The sequence below is a fragment of the Jiangella asiatica genome (assembly GCF_004349065.1).
GTDB classification, from domain to species: Bacteria; Actinomycetota; Actinomycetes; order Jiangellales; family Jiangellaceae; genus Jiangella; species Jiangella asiatica.
The window spans coordinates 27,204-46,382 of record NZ_SMKZ01000025.1 but is presented as its reverse complement, the minus strand read 5'-3'; the positions used below and the strand labels follow the sequence as shown (position 1 = coordinate 46,382).

Annotated in this window: 17 protein-coding genes and 1 pseudogene; 12 read left to right on the top strand and 6 right to left on the bottom strand. The window is 71.8% G+C overall.

Features of this window, described 5'->3' with window-relative positions; translation table 11 throughout:
* The first annotated feature begins 140 nt into the window (after window positions 1-140).
* On the top strand, window positions 141-578 hold the full coding sequence (locus tag E1269_RS33465) for a hypothetical protein (protein WP_239000941.1): 438 nt from the start codon (window positions 141-143) through the stop codon (window positions 576-578).
* Window positions 579-661: 83 nt separating this feature from the next.
* Here the strand turns inward: E1269_RS33465 and E1269_RS34315 are convergent.
* A pseudogene (locus E1269_RS34315) lies at window positions 662-793 on the bottom strand (aldehyde dehydrogenase family protein); the annotation flags it as partial.
* Between E1269_RS34315 and E1269_RS17755 the strand changes: the two are divergent.
* On the top strand, window positions 792-1,028 hold the full coding sequence (locus E1269_RS17755; RefSeq protein WP_131896923.1) for a hypothetical protein: 237 nt from the start codon (window positions 792-794) through the stop codon (window positions 1,026-1,028). The pseudogene E1269_RS34315 and the gene E1269_RS17755 overlap by 2 nt on opposite strands.
* 11 nt (window positions 1,029-1,039) lie before the next feature.
* Here the strand turns inward: E1269_RS17755 and E1269_RS17750 are convergent, their stop codons facing one another.
* Window positions 1,040-1,792 carry a FadR/GntR family transcriptional regulator gene (locus E1269_RS17750; RefSeq protein ID WP_131896921.1) on the bottom strand — a complete coding sequence of 251 codons (753 nt, stop codon included), beginning with the start codon at window positions 1,790-1,792 and terminating at the stop codon, window positions 1,040-1,042.
* An 84-nt stretch (window positions 1,793-1,876) separates the two neighbouring features.
* Here E1269_RS17750 and E1269_RS17745 point away from each other — a divergent pair, with 84 nt between their 5' ends.
* The 6 genes from E1269_RS17745 to E1269_RS17720 are packed head-to-tail and all read left to right on the top strand — an operon-like array spanning window position 1,877 to window position 8,246.
* Complete coding sequence (locus tag E1269_RS17745; RefSeq protein WP_131896919.1) at window positions 1,877-3,619, top strand: dihydroxyacetone kinase family protein; 1,743 nt, start codon at window positions 1,877-1,879, stop codon at window positions 3,617-3,619.
* A 1-nt stretch (window position 3,620) separates the two neighbouring features.
* Complete coding sequence (locus E1269_RS17740; protein WP_131896917.1) at window positions 3,621-4,091, top strand: ribose-5-phosphate isomerase; 471 nt, start codon at window positions 3,621-3,623, stop codon at window positions 4,089-4,091.
* Entirely contained in the window at window positions 4,091-4,876 is a 786-nt protein-coding gene (locus E1269_RS17735) for a triose-phosphate isomerase family protein (protein ID WP_131896915.1), read from the top strand. Before E1269_RS17740 ends, E1269_RS17735 begins: the two co-directional genes overlap by 1 nt.
* Window positions 4,873-5,667 (top strand): sugar phosphate isomerase/epimerase family protein, encoded by a 795-nt coding sequence (locus tag E1269_RS17730; RefSeq protein ID WP_131896913.1) that lies wholly within the window; start codon window positions 4,873-4,875, stop codon window positions 5,665-5,667. Before E1269_RS17735 ends, E1269_RS17730 begins: the two co-directional genes overlap by 4 nt.
* Entirely contained in the window at window positions 5,664-6,527 is an 864-nt protein-coding gene (locus E1269_RS17725) for a phosphogluconate dehydrogenase C-terminal domain-containing protein (protein WP_131896911.1), read from the top strand. Before E1269_RS17730 ends, E1269_RS17725 begins: the two co-directional genes overlap by 4 nt.
* Before the next feature lie 3 nt (window positions 6,528-6,530).
* Window positions 6,531-8,246 carry a D-apionate lactonase family protein gene (locus tag E1269_RS17720; protein ID WP_131896909.1) on the top strand — a complete coding sequence of 572 codons (1,716 nt, stop codon included), beginning with the start codon at window positions 6,531-6,533 and terminating at the stop codon, window positions 8,244-8,246.
* Here E1269_RS17720 and E1269_RS17715 read toward each other — a convergent pair.
* Together E1269_RS17715 and E1269_RS17710 are read right to left on the bottom strand one after the other, a co-directional pair.
* A complete protein-coding gene (locus tag E1269_RS17715; RefSeq protein WP_131896907.1) occupies window positions 8,206-10,296 on the bottom strand; it encodes a beta-galactosidase in 2,091 nt (696 codons plus the stop codon). The two genes, E1269_RS17720 and E1269_RS17715, sit on opposite strands and share 41 nt — an antisense overlap.
* Before the next feature lies 1 nt (window position 10,297).
* Window positions 10,298-11,803, bottom strand: a complete 1,506-nt coding sequence (locus E1269_RS17710) for an apiosidase-like domain-containing protein (RefSeq protein ID WP_131896905.1) — start codon at window positions 11,801-11,803, stop codon at window positions 10,298-10,300.
* Between the two features lie 178 nt (window positions 11,804-11,981).
* Here E1269_RS17710 and E1269_RS17705 point away from each other — a divergent pair, with 178 nt between their 5' ends.
* Genes E1269_RS17705 through E1269_RS17695 form a run of 3 tightly spaced genes read left to right on the top strand, consistent with a single transcriptional unit; the run spans window position 11,982 to window position 15,038 of the window.
* Complete coding sequence (locus E1269_RS17705; RefSeq protein ID WP_162606475.1) at window positions 11,982-13,202, top strand: ABC transporter substrate-binding protein; 1,221 nt, start codon at window positions 11,982-11,984, stop codon at window positions 13,200-13,202.
* Window positions 13,203-13,254: 52 nt separating this feature from the next.
* Entirely contained in the window at window positions 13,255-14,214 is a 960-nt protein-coding gene (locus E1269_RS17700; protein ID WP_131896901.1) for a carbohydrate ABC transporter permease, read from the top strand.
* A complete protein-coding gene (locus tag E1269_RS17695) occupies window positions 14,211-15,038 on the top strand; it encodes a carbohydrate ABC transporter permease (RefSeq protein ID WP_131896899.1) in 828 nt (275 codons plus the stop codon). Before E1269_RS17700 ends, E1269_RS17695 begins: the two co-directional genes overlap by 4 nt.
* Before the next feature lie 130 nt (window positions 15,039-15,168).
* Here E1269_RS17695 and E1269_RS17690 read toward each other — a convergent pair whose 3' ends face one another.
* Window positions 15,169-17,244: a perphorin family protein gene (locus E1269_RS17690; RefSeq protein ID WP_131896897.1), complete on the bottom strand. Its 2,076-nt coding sequence runs from the start codon at window positions 17,242-17,244 to the stop codon at window positions 15,169-15,171.
* Between the two features lie 113 nt (window positions 17,245-17,357).
* On the opposite strand from E1269_RS17690, the gene E1269_RS17685 reads away from it, so the two are divergent.
* A complete protein-coding gene (locus E1269_RS17685; RefSeq protein WP_162606474.1) occupies window positions 17,358-18,335 on the top strand; it encodes a glycoside hydrolase family protein in 978 nt (325 codons plus the stop codon).
* 13 nt (window positions 18,336-18,348) lie between these two features.
* On the opposite strand, the gene E1269_RS17680 is transcribed toward E1269_RS17685, so the two are convergent.
* Complete coding sequence (locus tag E1269_RS17680) at window positions 18,349-19,176, bottom strand: NAD-dependent epimerase/dehydratase family protein (RefSeq protein WP_131896893.1); 828 nt, start codon at window positions 19,174-19,176, stop codon at window positions 18,349-18,351.
* Window positions 19,177-19,179 lie beyond the last annotated feature (3 nt).

Genomic DNA, 19,179 nt, shown 5'->3' with positions numbered 1-19,179 from the left:
GGCGAGGCCGCCCACGGCACGGTGCTGAGACAACGGTCACAGGCGCGGTGTACAGGGCGTGCGCCTGTCACATCTCGCGGTCCCGCGGCGTCGTATATGTAGCGAACGGCAGTGGTAGCCGCACGCGGAGGTGATCGATCGTGAAGGCTGACATCGGGGTGCTCGACGGGGTCGACCCGCACGAGGTGCTGGGGGTCCGGCGAGGTGCGAGCCCGGAACAGGTGACCAGGGCGTTCCATCGCGAGGCACTGCGGGGTGGCCACCCGGACACCGGCGGTGACGCACGTGCCTTCCGGCGGCTCGTCGTCGCGCGTGACGTGCTGCTCCGGGAGCCCACGCCACCACGGAGCACGCCGGCGCGGGCCCGCACACCACAGCCGTCCCGCCCGCCATCGCAGACCCGCACACCACCGCCGGGCCCGCCTGCCGCCGACGCCGACTGGCGCCCTCCGTGGGAGCGCGCTTCTGCCCGTCCGGCCCCGGTGTCGTCGGGCGTGCTGCCGTTGCTGCTGATCGTCCTCTTCCTGGTCGGGGTTCCCGCCCTCCTACGCATCCTGGTGATCTTCTTGGCATGGTAGCCGAGAGGCAGACCACCTTCGGCGCGGATCGCCGTGAACGCCCGGTCGATCGACCTGGTGAACACGGCCGTCTGGAGGTTGCTGCCGCACGCGTTGGCCGTGTCGATGGCCTCGTCGAGGGTGGCGACCGGGTGCAGCACGGTGACCGGCCCGAACAGTTCGTCGGTGGCCAGCGAATGGTCGGGAGCGACACGGTCGATCAAGGTCGGCAGCATGCGGGTGCCCTCGCGGGTTCCTCCGGTCAGCACTCGCGCCCCGGCGCGTCACGGTGTGCGGGTGCTGCCCGGCGGCCGGACAACCCCGGACGGCACCGGCAACGACCACCTGCGCCTCTCGTTCGTCGCCGATCCCCAGCAGCTGCCTGTCGCGATCGACCGGCTCACCCACGCCTGGACCGCGTTCCGGCAGGGCTCCGGCCCCGCTCGACTCCCGTTGGACGTCGCGGTCTAAACCGCCGCACGTCAGGCCGGCGGCGACTCCAAGCGTGCTTCCGCCGCCAGGCGCGCGGACGCGGTCGCCATGTGCACCGCCATCGCCGAGGCCGCCGCGTCCTCGTCACCGTCGCGCAGTGCCCGGAAGACGGCGTCGTGCTCGTCGAGCGCGACCCGGGCCTGCTCGTCGTCGTGCACGGCGCGGTCGGCATAAACCTGGAGCAGCGACCGCACCACGTGCAGCACGTCGATCAGCGTGGCGTTGCCTGCGGCGTCGGCCAGGGCTTGGTGGAAGTCCCGGTCGGCGCGGGCGAAGGCGTCGAGGTCGCCGACCGACGACCGCATGCGTTCGAGGTGCTCGCCGATCGCGTCGAGCTGGGACGCGTCGGCCCGGCTGGCCGCGAGGCGGGCCACATAGATCTCCAGCCCGGAGCGCAGCTCGAGCAGTTCGGCGGTGTTGCGCTCACCGACGAGCAGGCCCCAGCGCAGCGTCTGCGGGAGCAGGTCGCTGACCGCGCCGCGCAGATAGGTGCCCGAGCCGGCACGCACGTCGACGATCCCGAGGATCTCCAGCGCGGCGAGTGCCTCCCGGACGGCGGAGCGCCCGACGCCGAGGGTGGCCGCCAGCTGCCGCTCCGGTGGCAGCCGTGACCCCGGCGCGACCGCGCCGCTGGTGAAGAGGTCGAGGAGCCGCCGAGCGACCTCCGAGACGGGTGTGGCCGCCGGGAGCGTGCCGAGTGCCGCCGTGATGTCGGACGAGGGGTCGGTACGGAACGCGGGCACCGGACCACGATACCGGTCTTGAATACCGGTCAACCGGTTTGCCAGTATGGTCGGACCAGCGGCACCGGAAGCCGAGGAGGGCTGATGACCAGGCTGTGGAACGACCCGGCCAACTTCGCCGACGAGATGATCGCGGGGTTCGTCACGGCACACCAGCGGTACGTGCGACGGGTTTCCGGCGGTGTGGTGCGCAGCACCGTGAGTCCCGACCAGCAGGTCGCGGTGGTGATCGGCGGCGGCTCGGGGCACTATCCGGCCTTCGGCGGCCTGGTCGGGCAGGGCCTCGCGCACGGTGCGGCGATGGGCAACCTGTTCGCCTCCCCCTCGGCAGCCCAGGTGTACTCCGTCGCGGCGGCGGCACACCGTGGTGGCGGCGTGCTGCTGAGCTACGGCAACTACGCCGGCGACGTGCTCAACTTCGACGCCGCGCAGGACAAGCTGCGCGCGGAGGGCATCGCGTGCGAGACGGTCGTCGTCACCGATGACATCTTCAGCGCACCACCGGCCGAGAAGCACAAGCGTCGCGGGATCGCCGGCGATCTGACGGTGTTCCGCGCCGCGGCGGCCGCGGCCGAAACCGGCTATGACCTGACCCGTGTGGTCGAGATCGCGCGGCGGGCGAACGAGCGAACCCGGTCGTTCGGCGTAGCGTTCGGCGGCTGCACGCTGCCGGGCGCCGAGGAGCCGCTGTTCACCGTCCCGGACCGGCGGATGGCGGTGGGGCTGGGCATCCACGGTGAGCCGGGCATCGACGAGACCGACGTGCCCACCGCCGACGGCCTCGCGGACCTGCTGGTCGGCCAGCTTCTCGACGAGCTCCCGGAGGGCGTGGCGACGGCGGACGGGGCGCGGGTGGTGCCAGTCCTGAACGGACTCGGCTCGCTGAAGTACGAGGAGATGTTCGTCGTCTACCGCCGCGTCGCGGAGTTGCTCGACGCGGCCGGTGCCGAGGTCGTCGACCCGCACGTGGGCGAGTACTGCACGAGCTTCGACCTGGCCGGCACGTCGCTGACGCTGTTCTGGCTCGACGACGAGCTGGAGCGGCTGTGGGACACGCCCGTCGACACACCCGCGTACCGCCGCGGCGCGGTCGCACCGGCGCCACGACAGGATGCGACGACGACGGTGACGACCTCCGCCGGCGGCCCGGTCACCGTCCCGCCGGCGGACGAGGAGTCCCGCGCCGCCGCCGAGACGGTCCGCGCCGTCCTGGAGGCCACCGCCCGGACGATGGACACGCACGCGGACGACCTGGGCCGGCTCGACCAGATCGCCGGGGACGGCGACCACGGCATCGGGATGCGGCGCGGCGCGCACGCCGCCCTCGCCGCGGCGGCCGACGCGGCGACGGCGGGTGCCGGTGCCCGCACGACGCTGCAACACGCGGCCGACGCGTGGTCCGAACGCGCCGGCGGAACCTCGGGCGCGCTGTGGGGCGTCATGCTCTGCGCCGTCGCCGCCAGGCTCGGCGACACGCGTAAGCCGTCCGCCGTCGACGTCGCCGCCGGTGTTGCCGCCGCGACGCAGGAAGTCATGATGTTCGGCAAGGCTGCGGTGGGCGACAAGACCCTCGTCGACGCGCTCGTCCCGTTCAGCACCGAGCTGACCCGGGCCGCCGAGGCCGGGGCGTCCCTTGCTGCCGCGTGGACAGACGCGGCCGGTGCGGCGGCCCGTGCGGCCGCCGCCACCGCCGACCTGCTTCCCCGGGTGGGTCGCGCCCGCCCGCACGCCGAGCGGAGCCTGGGCACCCCGGACCCTGGCGCCCACTCCCTCGCCCTCGTGGTCGCCGCCGTGGCGGTCGTGCTCGACGACTCAGGAAGGACCTGACGTGCTCCAGCCCCTGCGGATCGTCATCGGCAGCGACGACGCCGGCTTCGACTACAAGGAGACCCTCAAGCGCGACCTCGAGCAGCATCCCGGGGTCGCCTCCGTCGTCGACATGGGCGTGGACGCCGACGGCCACACCCCGTACCCGAAGGTCGCCATCGAAGCCGCGAAACGGATCGCCGCCGGCGACGTCGACCGCGGCCTGCTGATCTGCGGCACCGGGCTCGGCGTCGCGATCTCCGCGAACAAGGTGCCCGGAATCCGCGCCGTGACCGCGCACGACAGCTTCTCGGTGGAGCGCTCCGTCCTCTCCAACGACGCCCAGGTGCTCGCGATGGGTCAGCGCGTCATCGGCATCGAGCTGGCTCGCCGGCTCGTCCGGGAATGGCTTTCGTACCGGTTCGATCCCGAGTCCGCGTCGGCGGCGAAGGTGGCGGTCCTCGACGAGTTCGAGACGACGGGGTCCTGCTGATGGCCGCGGCGGTCGCCGTGGGGGTGAGCCTGAAGATGTACTTCGGTCATCGCCGGGCCGCCGAGTGGTGCGAGCGGGTCGCCGCACTCGCACGGGCGCATCCCGCCGTCGCCTCGGGCGCGGTCGGGCTGTTCGTGATGCCCACCTATCTGCAGCTCCTGCCGGCCCTCGCGACATTCGCCGGCACGAACGTCCGGGTTGGTGCGCAGGACGTTGCCGGCCACGACACCGGCGCCTTCACCGGCGAGGTGAGCGCCGCCGAGCTGGCAGAGGTCGGCGTGCGTCTGGCCGAGGTCGGACACGCCGAGCGACGGCGGCTGTTCGGCGAGACGGACGACGACGTCGCCGCCAAGAGCGCCGCGGCGCTGCGCCACGGCCTGACCCCGGTGCTGTGCGTCGGTGAGGCCGACCGGCTCGCCACGGACGGCGCCGCGGCCGCTGCCGTCGCGCAGGTGCACGCCGGGCTCGACCGGACCCCGGATGGCCCGGTGATCGTCGCCTACGAGCCGGTGTGGGCGATCGCGGCCGCGGAACCGGCACCGCCCGCGCACATCACCGCCGTGAGTCGCGCGCTGCGCACGGCTCTGGACACGATGCCCGGCCGGGCAGGCAGCACCGTCATCTACGGCGGGTCCGCCGGCCCCGGTCTCCTCACCGAGCTGGGCGTCTGCGTCGACGGCCTCTTCCTCGGCCGGTTCGCCCACGACACCGACGCGCTGGCCGCGGTCGTCGACGAGGCTGCCACGCTCGCGTCGCGCCGCTCACCGGTCCCGGACCGCGCATGATCGGGCTCGGGACGTACGCCTTCTTCTGGCAGCACTCCGACCGCGTCGACGAGCCGCTGTCGCTGGTCGGCGCGTTCCAGGCGACCCGCGAGCTGGGCGTGGAGCTGTTCCAGATCTGCGACTACGCGCCGTTGGAGACCATGGATGACGCCGACCTGCGGCGCGCCGCGGCGGCCGCACGCGACCTGGGCCTGACGATCGAGCTGGGCACGAAGGGGATCGAGCCCGGCCGGCTCACCCGCTTCCTGGATCTCGCCGACCGGTTCGACGCCCGGCTCGTACGCAGCATGCTCAACGGCCCGGACTCACGCCCGACGCTCGCCGAGGCGAAGGACTGGCTCGGCGCCGCCCTGCCGGCGTACGAGGCGGCCGGGGTCACTCTGGCCCTGGAGACGTACGAGCAGGTCCCGACGGACCACCTGGTCGCGCTCGTGTCGTCGCTCGGAACCGAGCGCCTCGGGATCTGCCTGGACCCCGGCAACGTGGTGGCCAGGCTGGAACGGCCGCGCGATGCCGTCGAGCTGACGGCCGGCCACGTGGCCAACGTGCACGTCAAGGACTTCGCCTTCGCGCGGCAGCCGGGCTGGGTGGGGTTCACCTACGGCGGCGCGCCGATGGGTTCCGGGCTGCACGACTACCCGCACCTGCTCGACACCGTGCGGCCGCGCGAGCGGGGCATCAACGAGATCGTCGAGCACTGGCTGCCGTGGCAGGGCGACGCACCGACCACCGTCCGGACCGAGCGGGACTGGACCCGCATCACCCTCGACTACCTCAGGAGCACACCATGACAGCGCCCACCGACGTCCTCACCATCGCCGTCATCGGAGCCGGCGGCAAGATGGGGATGCGCATCTCGAACAACCTCGTGAAGACGCCTCACCGGGTCCGCTACGTCGAGAACTCCCGCGCCGGGCAGCAGCGCACGCTCGACGCCGGACGCGAGCTGACCGACGCCTCGACCGCCGTCGCCGACGCCGACATCGTCGTGTTCGCGGTGCCCGACCTCGCGCTGCGGTCCGTGACCGCCGAGCTGGTGCCGCAGATGCGGCCCGGCTGCGTCGCCCTCACGCTGGACCCCGCCGCCGCGTACGCGGGACTGCTCACGACCCGGGACGACCTCACCCAGGCCGTCGCCCACCCGTGTCACCCGTCGATCTTCCTGCGGCGCACGACCCCCGAGGAGTACGCCGACACCTTCGGCGGCATCGCGGCACCACAGGACGCGATCGCCGCGATCGAGTCCGACGACCCGGCCGCCGCGGCGATCGTCGAGACCACCGTGCGTGCCATCTACGCACCGGTGGTCGACGTCCACTGGGTCACCGTCAAGCAGCTCGCCCAGCTGGAACCGACGCTGGTCGAGACGATCGCGTGCATGGTCGGCGCGCTGCTGAAGGAGGCCCTCGACGAGGCCGTGCGCACGATGGGCGTTCCCGAGCCCGCCGCCCGCAGCATCCTGCTCGGCCACACCCAGGTGGCGCTGGCGAATGGCCTGCGCGGCGACAACCCGTTCAGCGACGCGTGCCTCATCGCGATGGACTACGGCCGCGAGAGCATCGTCAAGGATGACTGGAAGAAGGTCTTCCGCGACGACGAGCTCGACAAGAACTTGGCCCGCATGCTGCACCTCGACACGATCGAGCGCTAGCGGGTGTTCTCGCACGCGCGGTCCAGGATGTGGCGCAGCGGGCCGTGGTCGCTCGAGCTGCGTGGCGACGAGCTCGCGGACCTGGCCTGGAAGGACCGGCCGGTGCTGCGCGGCGTCCGCGCCGTCCTGCGGGACCGGGACTGGCGGACCGGCGAGTGGACCCTCGGCCCGATCACCGGCGGCGACGACGGCGACACCCTCGAGGTCCCGGTGCGGTCGCTGAGCTTCGGCGCCGGCCTGTCCGGCACGCTCCGTGTGCACGCACGCGGAGGCATCTTGTCGGTCGAGTTCGACGCGGTGTCGGACCGGGAGTTCGAGACCAACCGCACCGGCCTGGTCGTGCTGCATCCGCCCCGGCTGGCCGGCACGAGGCTCACTGTCACCCACCCCGACGGGTCGCGTGAGTCGACGAGGTTCCCGGCCGACATCAGCCCGCACCAGCCCGCGTCCGACATCGCGGCGCTGGCCTGGGACGACGACGGGCTTCGTGTCGCCGTCGAGTTCACCGGCGACGTCTTCGAGATGGAGGACCAGCGCAACTGGACCGATGCCTCGTTCAAGACCTACAGCCGCCCGCTGTGCCTGCCGTTCCCCTATCGTCTGGCCCCAGGTGAGCGGGTTCGCCAGAGCGTGACGGTGACCGTCTCCGGAGCGCCGTCCGTCACCGTCCATCCACCACGCGAGCGCATCGAGCTGACCCCCGACGGGCCGTTCCCCGCGGTCGGGGTCGCCGCCTCGACGGCCCCCGACCCGGAGCCGGACGGCCTGTCGCGGATCGGCCGGTCGCTGCTGGTGGAGCTGGACCTCGCGATGTCGACCTGGCCGGCCGAGCTCGCCCGGGCCGCCGGACGCGGGCTGCCGCTCGACGTCCGCGTGATCCTCCCCGTGCCACCCCCTGGCGGACTGTTGCACGAGCTCGCGCGACGGCTGCGAACGCACGCGGTCCTCCGGGTCGCCGCCTTCGGCACCGCGTCGCACGTGTCCGAGGCGGTCCTCGTGGCAGCACTGCGCGATGCGCTGACGACGGCCGGGGCGACGGTCCCCGTCGTCGGCGGCTCACGTTCGCACTTCACCGAGCTGAACCGCCGGCGCGGGGACCTCCCGGACGAGCTCGCCGGGCTCACCGTCGCCCTGACGCCGCTGTTTCACGAGCTCAGCACCGACCAGCTCGTCGAGTCGGTCGCGATGCAGCGGCTCGTGGCCCGACAGACGGTCTCGTACGCACGCGGCACACCCGTCCACGTCGGCCCGATCACGCTGCGCCCGCGGTTCAACGACGCGGCGACCACCGGCTCCGAGCCCACCGATGCCGTCGACCCGCGACAGCAGGCGCCGGAGCTGGCGGCCTGGACCATCGCGAGCGCCGCCGCGCTCGCGGTACCGGGCGTGGCGAGCCTCACCTACTTCGAGGAGTGGGGGCCTCGCGGTGTCCGCTCGGCCTCCTGCGACCCGTTCCCCGTCGCGACGGCGATCAGCCACCTGGCTGCGGCCGCGGGCGCCAGAGCCCTCCACGGCGAGAGCCCGGACGGGCTCGTCTGGGCCGTCGGCGCCCGCCACGGCGATCACGACGTCGTGTTCACGTCCAACCTCGACATCGCCACGCGGACGATCGCGGTGTCGCTCGACGGTCGCGAGCGGCGGGTGGTCCTGCCAGCACTGTCGTGGCGAAGCTTCCAGGTCACTCCCGCCACACCCGGACGGCCCACGGCTCGAGGGTGACCGACGCGCCCGCGTCGTGGCGGCAGTCGTCGACGACGGAGGCCACCGCTCGTTCCAGGCGCGCGGAACGAGGCTCCGGCGCCCAGTTGTGCACGACCCAGACCCGGCCCCGTGGCCCGACGACCGAGTGTGCCGTCACCTCGAGCGGCTCGACCGAAAGGGGCGGCTCCGGTGACACGGCGCCGGCCGCCTCGGCGACGACCCGGGCCAGGAGCGTCCGGTCGAGCAGCGTTCCCACCACGGTCACCTCGCCGCGGCCGACCTGCCGGCGGGTGACCGCCGCCCAGGTCCCGAAATGCGGGTGCCGGTACCGCGCCACGGCCTCGGCGTCCTCGGCGACGAGCGCGTCCATCCACCCGCGCGCCTCACCCGTCGCGCCGTCGAACTCGACGGGAACCGGCTCGGCCAGCGCCGCGAACTCCTCGTAGCCCGCGCCGGCGAGGTCGTGCAGCACCGCCGGGGCCGGCGACGTCGCCCGCATCCGGCCCTCGTCGTCGCCGTAGCCGGTTCGCGGGCCGACGACGAGCCGGCCGCCCGCCTCGACGTACTCCGCGAGGAGCGCCAGCGTGCGGTCCGACGCCGCGATCAGGCCAGCCACGACCACGACGGGGAACCGGCGGAGCAGGTCGCCGGCATCGGTGAGCTGGCGCTCGTTGACGAACGCCGCCTGGTGTCCGGCGTCCAGCACGGCCCGACCGAACGCGCCCACGATGCGCGCATAGGACCCCCGGTCGCCGGACTCCCCCGGCCCGGGCAGCGGCGGCTCGAACGCCATCATCCACTCGCTGTCGTGGGCGTAGACGATCCCGACGCCCGCTTCGGCCTCGGCGTCGGCGAGCCACGGCGCGGCGGCGGCGAACTGACGGCCGATGCCGGCGATCTCGTCGTAGACGCGTCCCGGCCGCAGGCCGTGCCCGAGGATCCCGCCCCAATGCACCTCGGCGCCGGAGTGCAGGGTGTGCCAGTGCCAGTACGACACGAGCCGGGCGCCCCGCGCGACGAGCAGCCACGCCACCTGGGCGAGCTGGCCGGCGTACGGTGGCCGCGTCAGGTGTGCCGGGCCGATCGAAGCGGCGCCGGTCTCGGTCATCAGGAAGGCGTCGTCGCGGGTGGCTCGCATCCGGTCGGCCATGAGGACCAGCTGGGCGACGTCGTCGGCGTACCACCGGCCACCGGCACCGTCGCGGACCGCGTGCAGAGCGTCCTGCGCCAGGTAGTACGCGTTGCCGCTGGCGACGTCCAGCACCGAGCCGACGGCGACGTCGTCCATGGCCGGGCGCTGGTAGGCCATGCACGTCGTGAGGAACGTCTCCGGCCCGAGGAGCTCACGCGCGATGCCGGCCTGCCAGCCGACGAACTCCGCGGTGAGCTCGGCCTGGAAGCGCCGCCAGGCCAGGTCGTACGCCGGTGTGGTGTTGCCGGCCGGCGTCCACAGGTCGTCCCACCCCGACAGCCGGTGCGACCAGTACGCGAGCCCCCAGGCCCGGTTGAGGGCGTCGACGTCGCCGTACCGGTCGGCCAGCCACGTGCGGAAGCGCTCGACGACATGGTCGTTGTGGATGAGGTGCAGGCCCGGCTCGTTGTCGAGCTGAACGCCGACGACGGCGGGGTGGCGGCCGTGCCTGCCGAGCACCGCCCGGATCACCCGCTCGGCGTACCCGCGGAACAGCTCGGAGGTGTAGTCGACCTCCTGCCGTGCGCCCCACGGCACCGTCCGCCCGTTCCGGCCGACGACGGCGAGCTGGGGATGCTTCCGGCTCAGCCACGGCGGCACCGCGTAGGTGGGGGTGCCGAGGATCACGTCGATGCCGTGCTCGGCGGCGCCGTCGAGCACCGGGGTGAGCCAGTCCAGGTCGAACCGGCCGTCGGACGGCTCCCAGGTCGACCACACCGACTCACCGACCCGGATGCAGGTGATGCCGGCGGCACGCATCAGCGACAGGTCCTCCGCCAGCCGGTCCGGGTCCGGCAGGTACTCGTTGTAGTAGGCCGCGCCGAGGCGCGGCCCCGCCCGCCAGGCGTGCAAGCGGTCTCCGGTGGCCTCCGGCATGTCAGTCCTCGACTCGCGTGATCCTCAGTGCGATCGCCTCTCCGTGCGGCAGCTCCAGCGGGGCGCAGTCACGATCGTAGGCGTCCTTGCGCAGGACTTCGGTGAGGGTGAACCGGCGGTCGACGCGCGTCACCGTCATGTTCCAGGTGTCGATGACGTCGACCTCGAAGACGTCGCCGGGCTCCGGCCGTTCGCCGGGGACCCCGACGGGAAGGCGGAACGCCCACGTCCGCGGCGCCGACGCACCGAGGTACTGCACGTACTGGCGGCGCGACACGCCGGCCGCGTGCGCGGGGTCGTCCCATTTGTCGATCGGGTCGAGGCCGGGAACGACGAGGTCCTCGAGGATGCCGCGCAGGAACCGCAGCCGCGCGGGCGACTCCCCACGCAGCGGGCCGCCCTCGACCATGTGCAGGCTGCCGCTCTTGGTGACGAAGCTCTCGCCGTGCGAGGCGTAGCACCCCGAGACAGTCGCGATCCAAAACTGGTCGACGAGCTGCCGGGCCGTCAGCCGGCCCCAGCGCTCGGGGATGTCGCCCTCGTACTTGATCTCGTCCAGCACGACGGGCTTGCCGTAGACGTCGCGGTACAGGTTCGCGCGGCCGAACTCGGTGGTCGCCGACCCGTTCTGGATCGAGGCGTGCGTGACCCACGGCTGGTTGTTGTCGTAGAGCTCGACCCAGTTGTGGATCGAGCGCAGGTGCGCGTGCGGGTCGAGCTCGGCCAGGCGATGCCCGGCACGGTCCCACCGCCGGGCGGGCCGCTGGAGCTGGTCGAACTCGTTGCACAGCGACCACCACACGTGCGGATGCGCCGCCAGCCGAGCCACGAGGTACCGCAGGTAGACGTCGTCCTCGTCCTCGGTGAGCTCGTTGAGCCCGAAGTAGCCGCGGTCGTAGGCGTTGAAGATCAGGACATCCGCCTGGACGCCGCGACGCCCCAGCGCCTCGACGGCGGCGTCGAGGCGCCGGAAGAACGGGATCACCGGCCGCGTCACGTCCCACTTCCCGTCCGTCCGCTCGAACGGGAACAGCTCGGGGGTGTGCTCGATGTAGCCGCCGGCCTGCGGAAAGACCATGAACCGCAGCTTGTTGAACCCGGCGTCGGCGACGGCGTCCACCGTCTCGGAGAAGAGCGGCTCGTCCTGGTGCAGCCAGTTGTAGGCGGTCGTGCCCACGGGCCGGAACGGCGTCCCGTCGGCGTGGGCGAAATGGAACCGGTTGGCGACCCGGACCGGACCATGCTCCCCGCCCGCGACGACGTCGAACGTCCCCTCGACGCCGGCGAGCGCGGGGTCCTCGGCACTCTCGCTGCGCCAGGTCCACGTGCCTGTCTCCTCCGGCGCGAACCGGACGCGGTAGGTCCGCTCGCCGTCCCAGAACCCGGGAAGCACGTGCTCACCGGCGGACTCGTGGGTGAAGCGCACCCACAGCGGCGTTCGGTCCGCCGGGATAACGGTGTCTCCCTCGAAGGACAGCTCGATCGGTCGATAGAGCTCATGGGACATGGGTGTGTGCTCCCTTTCGGACCGTTGACGGCACCAGCTTGCATAATCGTGTTGACGTGAATGTTCATGCAACATAGCATCGGCCCGGCGCCCGGCGCCCATGTCACTGAAACGTATAGGTCCGCGACAACCGTTGTTACTCACCCCCTGAGTGGAGACGACGATGAGACTTCCTCGCATGCTCGCAGCTGGCGCGGCCATCGCGACGGTCGGCGCCCTGGCCGGGTGCGGCGGCGACGACCAGGCCTCCGACGGCCAGGTCGAGCTGACGCTCTGGGCTCGAAGCAACTCGGTGCCCGACGACGTCCAGCAGCTGCTCGACGAGCAGTTCCCCGACTACGAGATCACCTTCCAGGACATCCCCGACATCGAGGACAAGCTGCGGGCCGCGCTGCGGTCGAAGAGCGGCCTGCCCGACGTCGTCGTCATGGGCGGCAGCCTGCCGTCGTTCTTCAGCGTCTCCGACCAGTTCCTGGATCTCGCGGACGAGGCCGCCGCGAGCGACGCGGTCGACTGGACGCTCGATCTCGGCCTCACCCCTGACGGCAAGCAGCTCACGCTCCCCACCGACATCGGCCCGTGGGGGTTCTTCTACCGCGCGGACGCCCTGGAAGCGCTCGGCTACCCGACCGAGCCGGAGGCCGTCGCCGCGGAGATCGACTCGTGGGAGGCGTACCGCGAGCTCGCCGAAGCCACCGCCGCGACCGGCCAGTACGTGTGCGACCACGCCGGTCAGGTCTACCAGGCGCGGCTCGCGCAGCAGGGCTACGCCTACTTCGAACAGCAGGACGGCGAGGCCGTGAACGCCGTCGACTCGCCCATCTCGCACGACGCCTTCGTCGAGTCCGCGGCACTCGCACAGGACGGCCTGTGCACGAACACCGAGCCGTACACGCCCGAGTGGAACGCGGCGATGACGCAGGAGGACATCGTCGCCTTCGTCGGACCCGCGTGGGAGGACGGACTGCTCCAGTCGGCCGGCGAGCAGCAGTCCGGCGCCTGGCGAGTCACCACGGTGCCCGGCGGCCCGGCCGCGACCGGCGGCTCGTACGTCGCCGCCCTCGCCGCGAGCGACCACCCGGACGAGGCTCGTGAGCTCGCCGCGTTCATCGGGGGCGCGGAGTTCCAGAAGGCCGGCTACCTCGACAAGGGCCTCTTCCCGGCCTCGACCGGCGTCCATGCCGATCCCGAGGTGGCGACACCGCAGGACTTCTACGGCGGGCAGGACACCCTCGGCGTCCTCGCCCAGACGGCGGCCGAGGCGCCGCTGGTCTACCAGGGCCCCAACAGCGGAACGGTCGCGGCCCAGTTCTTCGTGGCGTTGAACGACCTGGCGAGCTCGGACGAGGATCCCGCGGAGGTCTACGAGTCACTGCTCGCGGCGACCGCCGAACTGTGATCCGACATTCGCGGGCGGTGCCGGGCACGGCGCCGCCCGCGCGGAGGGCCATATGACGCAGACCGCAACGACGCGACGCCCCGGGAAGACGACGACGCCTCAGCTCAGAAAGCGCAGGTCGCTCCTGCGCTACTGGCGGGAGTACCTCGCGATCTCGCCGTTCTTCATCCTCTTCGCCGCGTTCGGCCTGTTCCCGCTCCTGTTCGCCGTCTACCTGTCGATGGTGTCGTGGGACGGCCTCGGCGACATCGAATGGGTCGGGCCCGACCAGTTCGTCCGGCTGTTCTCCTCGGGCGAGTTCACGCACGCCCTCGGCAACACGGTCATCATCTTCCTGACCGCGCAGGTCCCCGTCATCCTCGCGTCCCTGGGTGCCGCGGCGCTGCTCAGCTCGCCGAAACTGCGCGCCCGCGGCCTGTACCAGACCATGTTCTTCCTGCCACAGGTGACCTCGATCGTGGCGGTCGCGATCGTGTTCCAGTCGCTGTTCTCCAACGAGTACGGCATCATCAACGCGATCCTCGAGGGGGTCGGACTGTCGTCGGTTCCCTGGATGACCACCGAGTGGGGCGTCCGCCTGGTCGTCTCGATCATGATCTTCTGGCGGAGCTTCGGCTACTTCGTGGTCATCTTTCTCGCGGGTATCTCGTCGATCCCGCCGACGCTGTACGAAGCGGCCCGGCTCGACGGCGCCGGCTCCTGGCGCATCCTGCGCTCGATCACGATCCCCATGATCCTGCCCACCGTGGCCTTCGTCGCCGTCACCGGCACGATCAGCGGCTTCCAGATCTTCACCGAGCCGCAGGTGCTGACCAACGGGCTGGGCGGCCCGAACGACTCAGTGGTCACGATGATGTTCCTCCAGGTGCGGTACATGGGCGCGACGCTGCAGACCGTCCCGACCGACCTCGGGTTCGCCACCGCCATCGGCTGGGGCATCTTCGTCGTGCTCATCCTGCTCGCGGTCCTCAACGCCAGGGTCATCGCAAAGCGCCGGAAGGAGCTGTCGTGAAGTCCCGCCCACGGATGTGGGTCCAGCACCTCGTGCTGGTCCCGGCCGCCGCCCTGTTCGCGTTCCCGTTCTACTGGCTGGTCGTGATGTCGACGAGCCGGACGTCGGACATCTTCGGCAGCCCGCCCCGGCTCATCCCCGGCAGCCAGCTCGTCGCCAACATCGGCCGGCTGTTCGACAGCGTCGACTTCCACCAGGCGTTCCTCAACTCGGTGTTCGTGTCCGTCGTCGCCACCGCCGTCACCGTCACCATCGCGGCGCTCTCGGGCTTCGTGTTCGCGATGTTCCGGTTCCCCGCCCGCGACTGGCTGTTCGCGATCCTGCTCGTGACGATGACGCTGCCCACCGGCGTCATGCTGGTTCCGATGTTCCAGATCTACGTCGACCTCGGCTGGATCAACACCTACCTCCCGCTGATCGTCCCGGGAGCGGCCAGCGCGTTCGGCATCTTCTGGATGCGCCAGGCCGCCCGCGAGGCGGTCTCATACGAGGTGATCGAGGCCGCGCGCGTCGACGGCGCCGGGTTCCTCCGCGTCTTCTGGCACGTCGGCGTGCCGGCGCTGCGGCCGGCCATCGCGGGCTTCACGGTGTTCCAGTTCATGTGGAACTGGAACGAGTACCTATGGCCGCTGCTCGTCCTCAACGACTCCGCCCTCTACACGCTCCCGGTGGCGCTGCAGCAGCTCAACGGCACCCACGGCACCAGCGACTACCCGGTCGTCATGGCCGCGACGCTGCTCGCGACCATCCCGTTGATCGTGCTGTTCCTGTTCTTCCGCCGCATGGTGATGAGCAGCGTGACGTCCGGAGCGGTGAAGGGCTGAGCCGCGCGACCACCGTGTCCGCGATCGAAATGATCACGTTCAGCAGGATCACCCGAGCCTCACCATGATTGCGAGCATGGTGTGACACGAGATCTCGTGCTGAACGTGATCATTTGGGGCTGGACGCGGTCTAAGGGCGCGGTGGGAAGCCGTCGGCCCGGACGACCCAGCCGTCGGGCAGGTCCGCGACGACGGTGCCGGTCTTGTCCGTGACCAGCATCGCGATCGCCGCGAGCAGCCCGCCGTTGCCCGGCAGGTACAGCGGGAGCCGGTTCGGCACCTGGAAGTTGTGCCCGTTCGCGAGGTAGCGGTTGCGGGGCCGCGGCGACAGGAGCGTGTCGAACGCGAGGTCGAGCCGCCCGAGCTCGCGGGCGCACATGGCGATCAGCGGGAAGTCCCAGCCCCACGTCGTCCGCCAGTCCCAGGCCTCGAGGACCCAGTCGAGGGTGGTTGACATGGTGTCGCGGTCGACGAGCGGCGAGTCCGGTACGAACCCGAGCGCCCCCAGCAGCGACGGGTGGTCGATGACGGCGCACTGCCCGCGGACGGCCTCGTAGCGCCCGTCCGCCGTCGGCAGCGGCGCCATGCCCGTGATGGCGCGCTCCCACGCGTCGGGGACCTCCAGCCCACGCCGCCGGCGCCACTCGCACGCGACGCCCAGGGCCCACGCGACGTAGGCGAGCTCGAACGTCGGGTCCCAGGTCGTGGCGGCCTCGTAGCGCTCCTGTGCCGGCATGACCGGCGGTGCGAGGTGCGCCTCGCCGTCGCGCCACCACAGCAGCGAGCTGAGGAACTCCGCGGTCTCGTCGACGAGGTCGCCGTAGGCCTCCAGTACGGCCGGGTCGTCGCCGCGGGCGCGGAACACGAGCTCGGCGAAGTACACCGGGTGCGGCTGCTGCCACACCAGCAGCGGCCCGATGTCGTTGGGGCTCTCGACCCCCTCCGGGCCGACGTGCTTCGGCCAGCGCGCCCCGCGGTAGCCGTTGCGCTCGGCGTTGCGCCGGGCGACGGGGAGGATCGACCGGTACCACTCCAGACTCGGCTCGAGCAGCTCGGGCCGGCCCCACATCGGGAAGTGCGCCGCGTGCCACCAGTGCATCTCGAGATGGAACTTGCCGGCCCACGAGTTGCAGACCAGGCCGCTCTCCTGCGGCGGCAGCGTCCCCGCGCACTGGATCGCGGTGAGGTACTGCGACAGGACCACGCGGCGTTCGAGCTCGCCCGCGCGGGGGTCGCTGCTGCCGCTGAAGTCGACCACGGCCCCGGAGCGCCAGAAGCGCTCCCAGTGCCGCTCGGATTCCGCGAAGACCGCCGCCGCGCTGGGCAGCGGCTCGTCGGACGGCCCGGGGGTGAACTCCACCACCAGGTGGACGCCGTCGCCCTCGGGCACGACGTCGAGCGCGTGGCGGTCGGTGTGCTCGAACGAGGCGCCCACCACGTGTGCGCGCACGACGTAGCAGGCGTCGTCGACGGCCCGCCGGACGACGACGGTGCGCGCGTCGGTCAGCTCGACGATGCTCCGGTGCGCGTCGGGGTCGTCCGTGCGTTCCTCGGCTTCGAAGGTGTCGTCCACGGCGCCGAACGAGACCCGCAGCCGGGCGTCGCCGCCGGCGAACAGGCCGGACGCGGCGTGCACGGCGAGGACGTCACGGTGCGGATGGACGGCGGTACGGGTGGTGGTGCGCCGCCCCTCGAGGGAGAAGGCGCTGGTCAAGATACCGGTCCACAGGTCGAGCGTCTGGTCGACGTCGTCGATCGGCCCCGGGGTCACGACGGGAGCACGCGTGTCCGGCGAGCGGAGCACGTAGGCGACCCGGCCGAGATGCAGCCGCTGCGGGTTGGTCCAGAAGTAGTGCCCCGCGGGCTGGAGGCGCCGGGCCTCCTCGTCGGACAGCCGCCAGTCGTACGCCGTCGGGAAGCTCAGCTCGCGACCGGCCGGGTCGGGGTATTGCCGCTCGGTGTCGGCCAGCGTCACTCCGTCCGGGTTCGGCGCCCAGTGGAAGGCCCACGAGGACTGCGTCCCGAGCGGTGTGGCGCTGCGCTCGTCGCGCCTCGCGCTGGCCCGGGTGTGCCAGTCGGCGAGGGTCTGGAGTCCGGTGCAGTCCGCGGTGAAGCAGAAGTCTCCGTTGCCGACGCTGAGCGGCGACTCGGGAGCTGCGGCGGTGAGATGGACGCGGTGCCGATCGACGAGATCCCGGCGGTCCACGGCCGGGACGGTAGGATGGATTGACACGTTTCAATCCGACCAGATCCGCCATCGCGTGTCAACGCGAGCGTCTCCCCCGGAGCCCTGTGTTCATGGCCGTTCTGCCGCCCTACGTGAGACCGACCGATCGCTCCGCCGAGCTGGTGATCGCGCCGACCTGGCGGGCCGGCGACTGGAACAGCCACGGCGTGGACTGCCCGTTCGCCTTCCGGCGCGACGGGAAGTTGGGCATGACCGTCGTCGGCTGGGACGGCATCGGCTATCAGACCGGCGTGTCGTGGTTCGACGGCCGGACGTGGTCGAGTCCCACGCTCGTCCTCCCGCGCGACCCCACCTCGCCGCACCGTCGCTACAACACCGCATTGACGTCGATCCTGCGCGACAACGACCTCACGGGCGACGGCGAGCTGGTCACCGTCGACGGGTGGCACTACGGCACGTACCACGCCTATCCGCAGGCCGGCTACGAGCACGGCTCGGCCGTCATCGGCATCGTCCGCAGCCGCGACCTCCTGCATTGGGAGGAGCACGGCGAGCTCCTTCGTCCCGAGGACGGCGGCCGGTGGGAGCGCGGCGGTCTCTACAAGTCCTGGCTGATGCGCCACGACGGCAGGTACTGGTTGTTCTACAACGCCAAGGACCGCGACGACGGCCGCTGGATCGAGCAGACCGGGGCGGCGGTGTCGGACGACCTCGTGCACTGGGGTCGCGTCGCCGACGAGCCGCTGCTGCCGAACGGCGGTCCGGGCTCGCCAGACGAGCGGTTCGCCTCCGACCCGTGCGTCCTCCGGGCACCCGACGGCACGTGGGTGATGTTCTACTTCGGCCTCGGCGGCGACGGACACGCGCAAGAGCTGGTCGCCGTCTCCGACGACCTCGTCACGTGGGTCAAGACCGGTGACGTCCTGGTCGGTGTGGGAGCACCGGGCAGCCTCGACGACTGGCACGCTCACAAGCCGTCGGTGATCCGGCACCAGGACCGCCTGCACCACTATTACTGTGCGGTCCGACGGCTGAAGTCCCCGGTCGACGTCGGCGGCTACGCGCTGCCCGAGCACCGGGGCATCGGGGTGGCGTGGTCGTCGCTGTGACGACGGCTGGGCCTCAGCGCCAGTCGTGCGCCGCGACGAACCCGAGCCGCTCGCGGATCTTGCGGGTGGACATGAGCGACTCGTACTCGCCGAGGTCGTCGGCGACCGGGGTCCCCGGGAACCAGTCCGCGGCCAGCCGCCGCGAGGGGATGCGCGAGCCCGACTCCGGTGCCGCCACGTTGTACACCTCGAAGCCCGGCTGAGCCGCCGCGAGCGCGAGCGCGATGGCCCGGGCACCGTCGCGCGCGTCGACCCACGATCCGAGGAGGTCGCGGCGGTAGCCCGGATCCTCCGCCCGCTCGAAGGTGGCGTACTCGTCCTCGGCGACGACGTTCGTGAAGCGCAGCGCCGTGATCGAGGTGCCGTGGGCCCAGGTGACGAGCTGCGCCGCCATCGCCTCCTCAGCGACCTTTCCCAATCCGTAGGTGTTGGTGGCGCGGGTGTAGGTCTCGTCGACGGGGAGGGCCGGCGGCGCTTCGTCGAACGGGAATCCCATGGCGGTGATACTCGACGCGAGGACGATGGTGCGGATGCCGGCGCGATGGGCGGCGAACAGCGCGTTGAACGACACCGTCACGTTGTTGTGAAAGGTGGCGGCGTCGGGCACGAGCCCGTTCACAGGGATCGCGGCCAGGTGCACCAGGGCGTCGAGGCCGTGGTGGCGGGCGGTGACCGACAGGAACGCGTCGAGCGTCTGCCCGAAGTCGGTCAGGTTGACGCGGGTGAACCCCGCGCCCGGAGGGCCCGCCAGGTCGAAGCCCATGACGTCGTGGCCGTCGGCTCGCAGCCGCGCCACTGTTGCCTTGCCCAGCTTGCCGCCACTACCGGTGACGCCGATCACCTG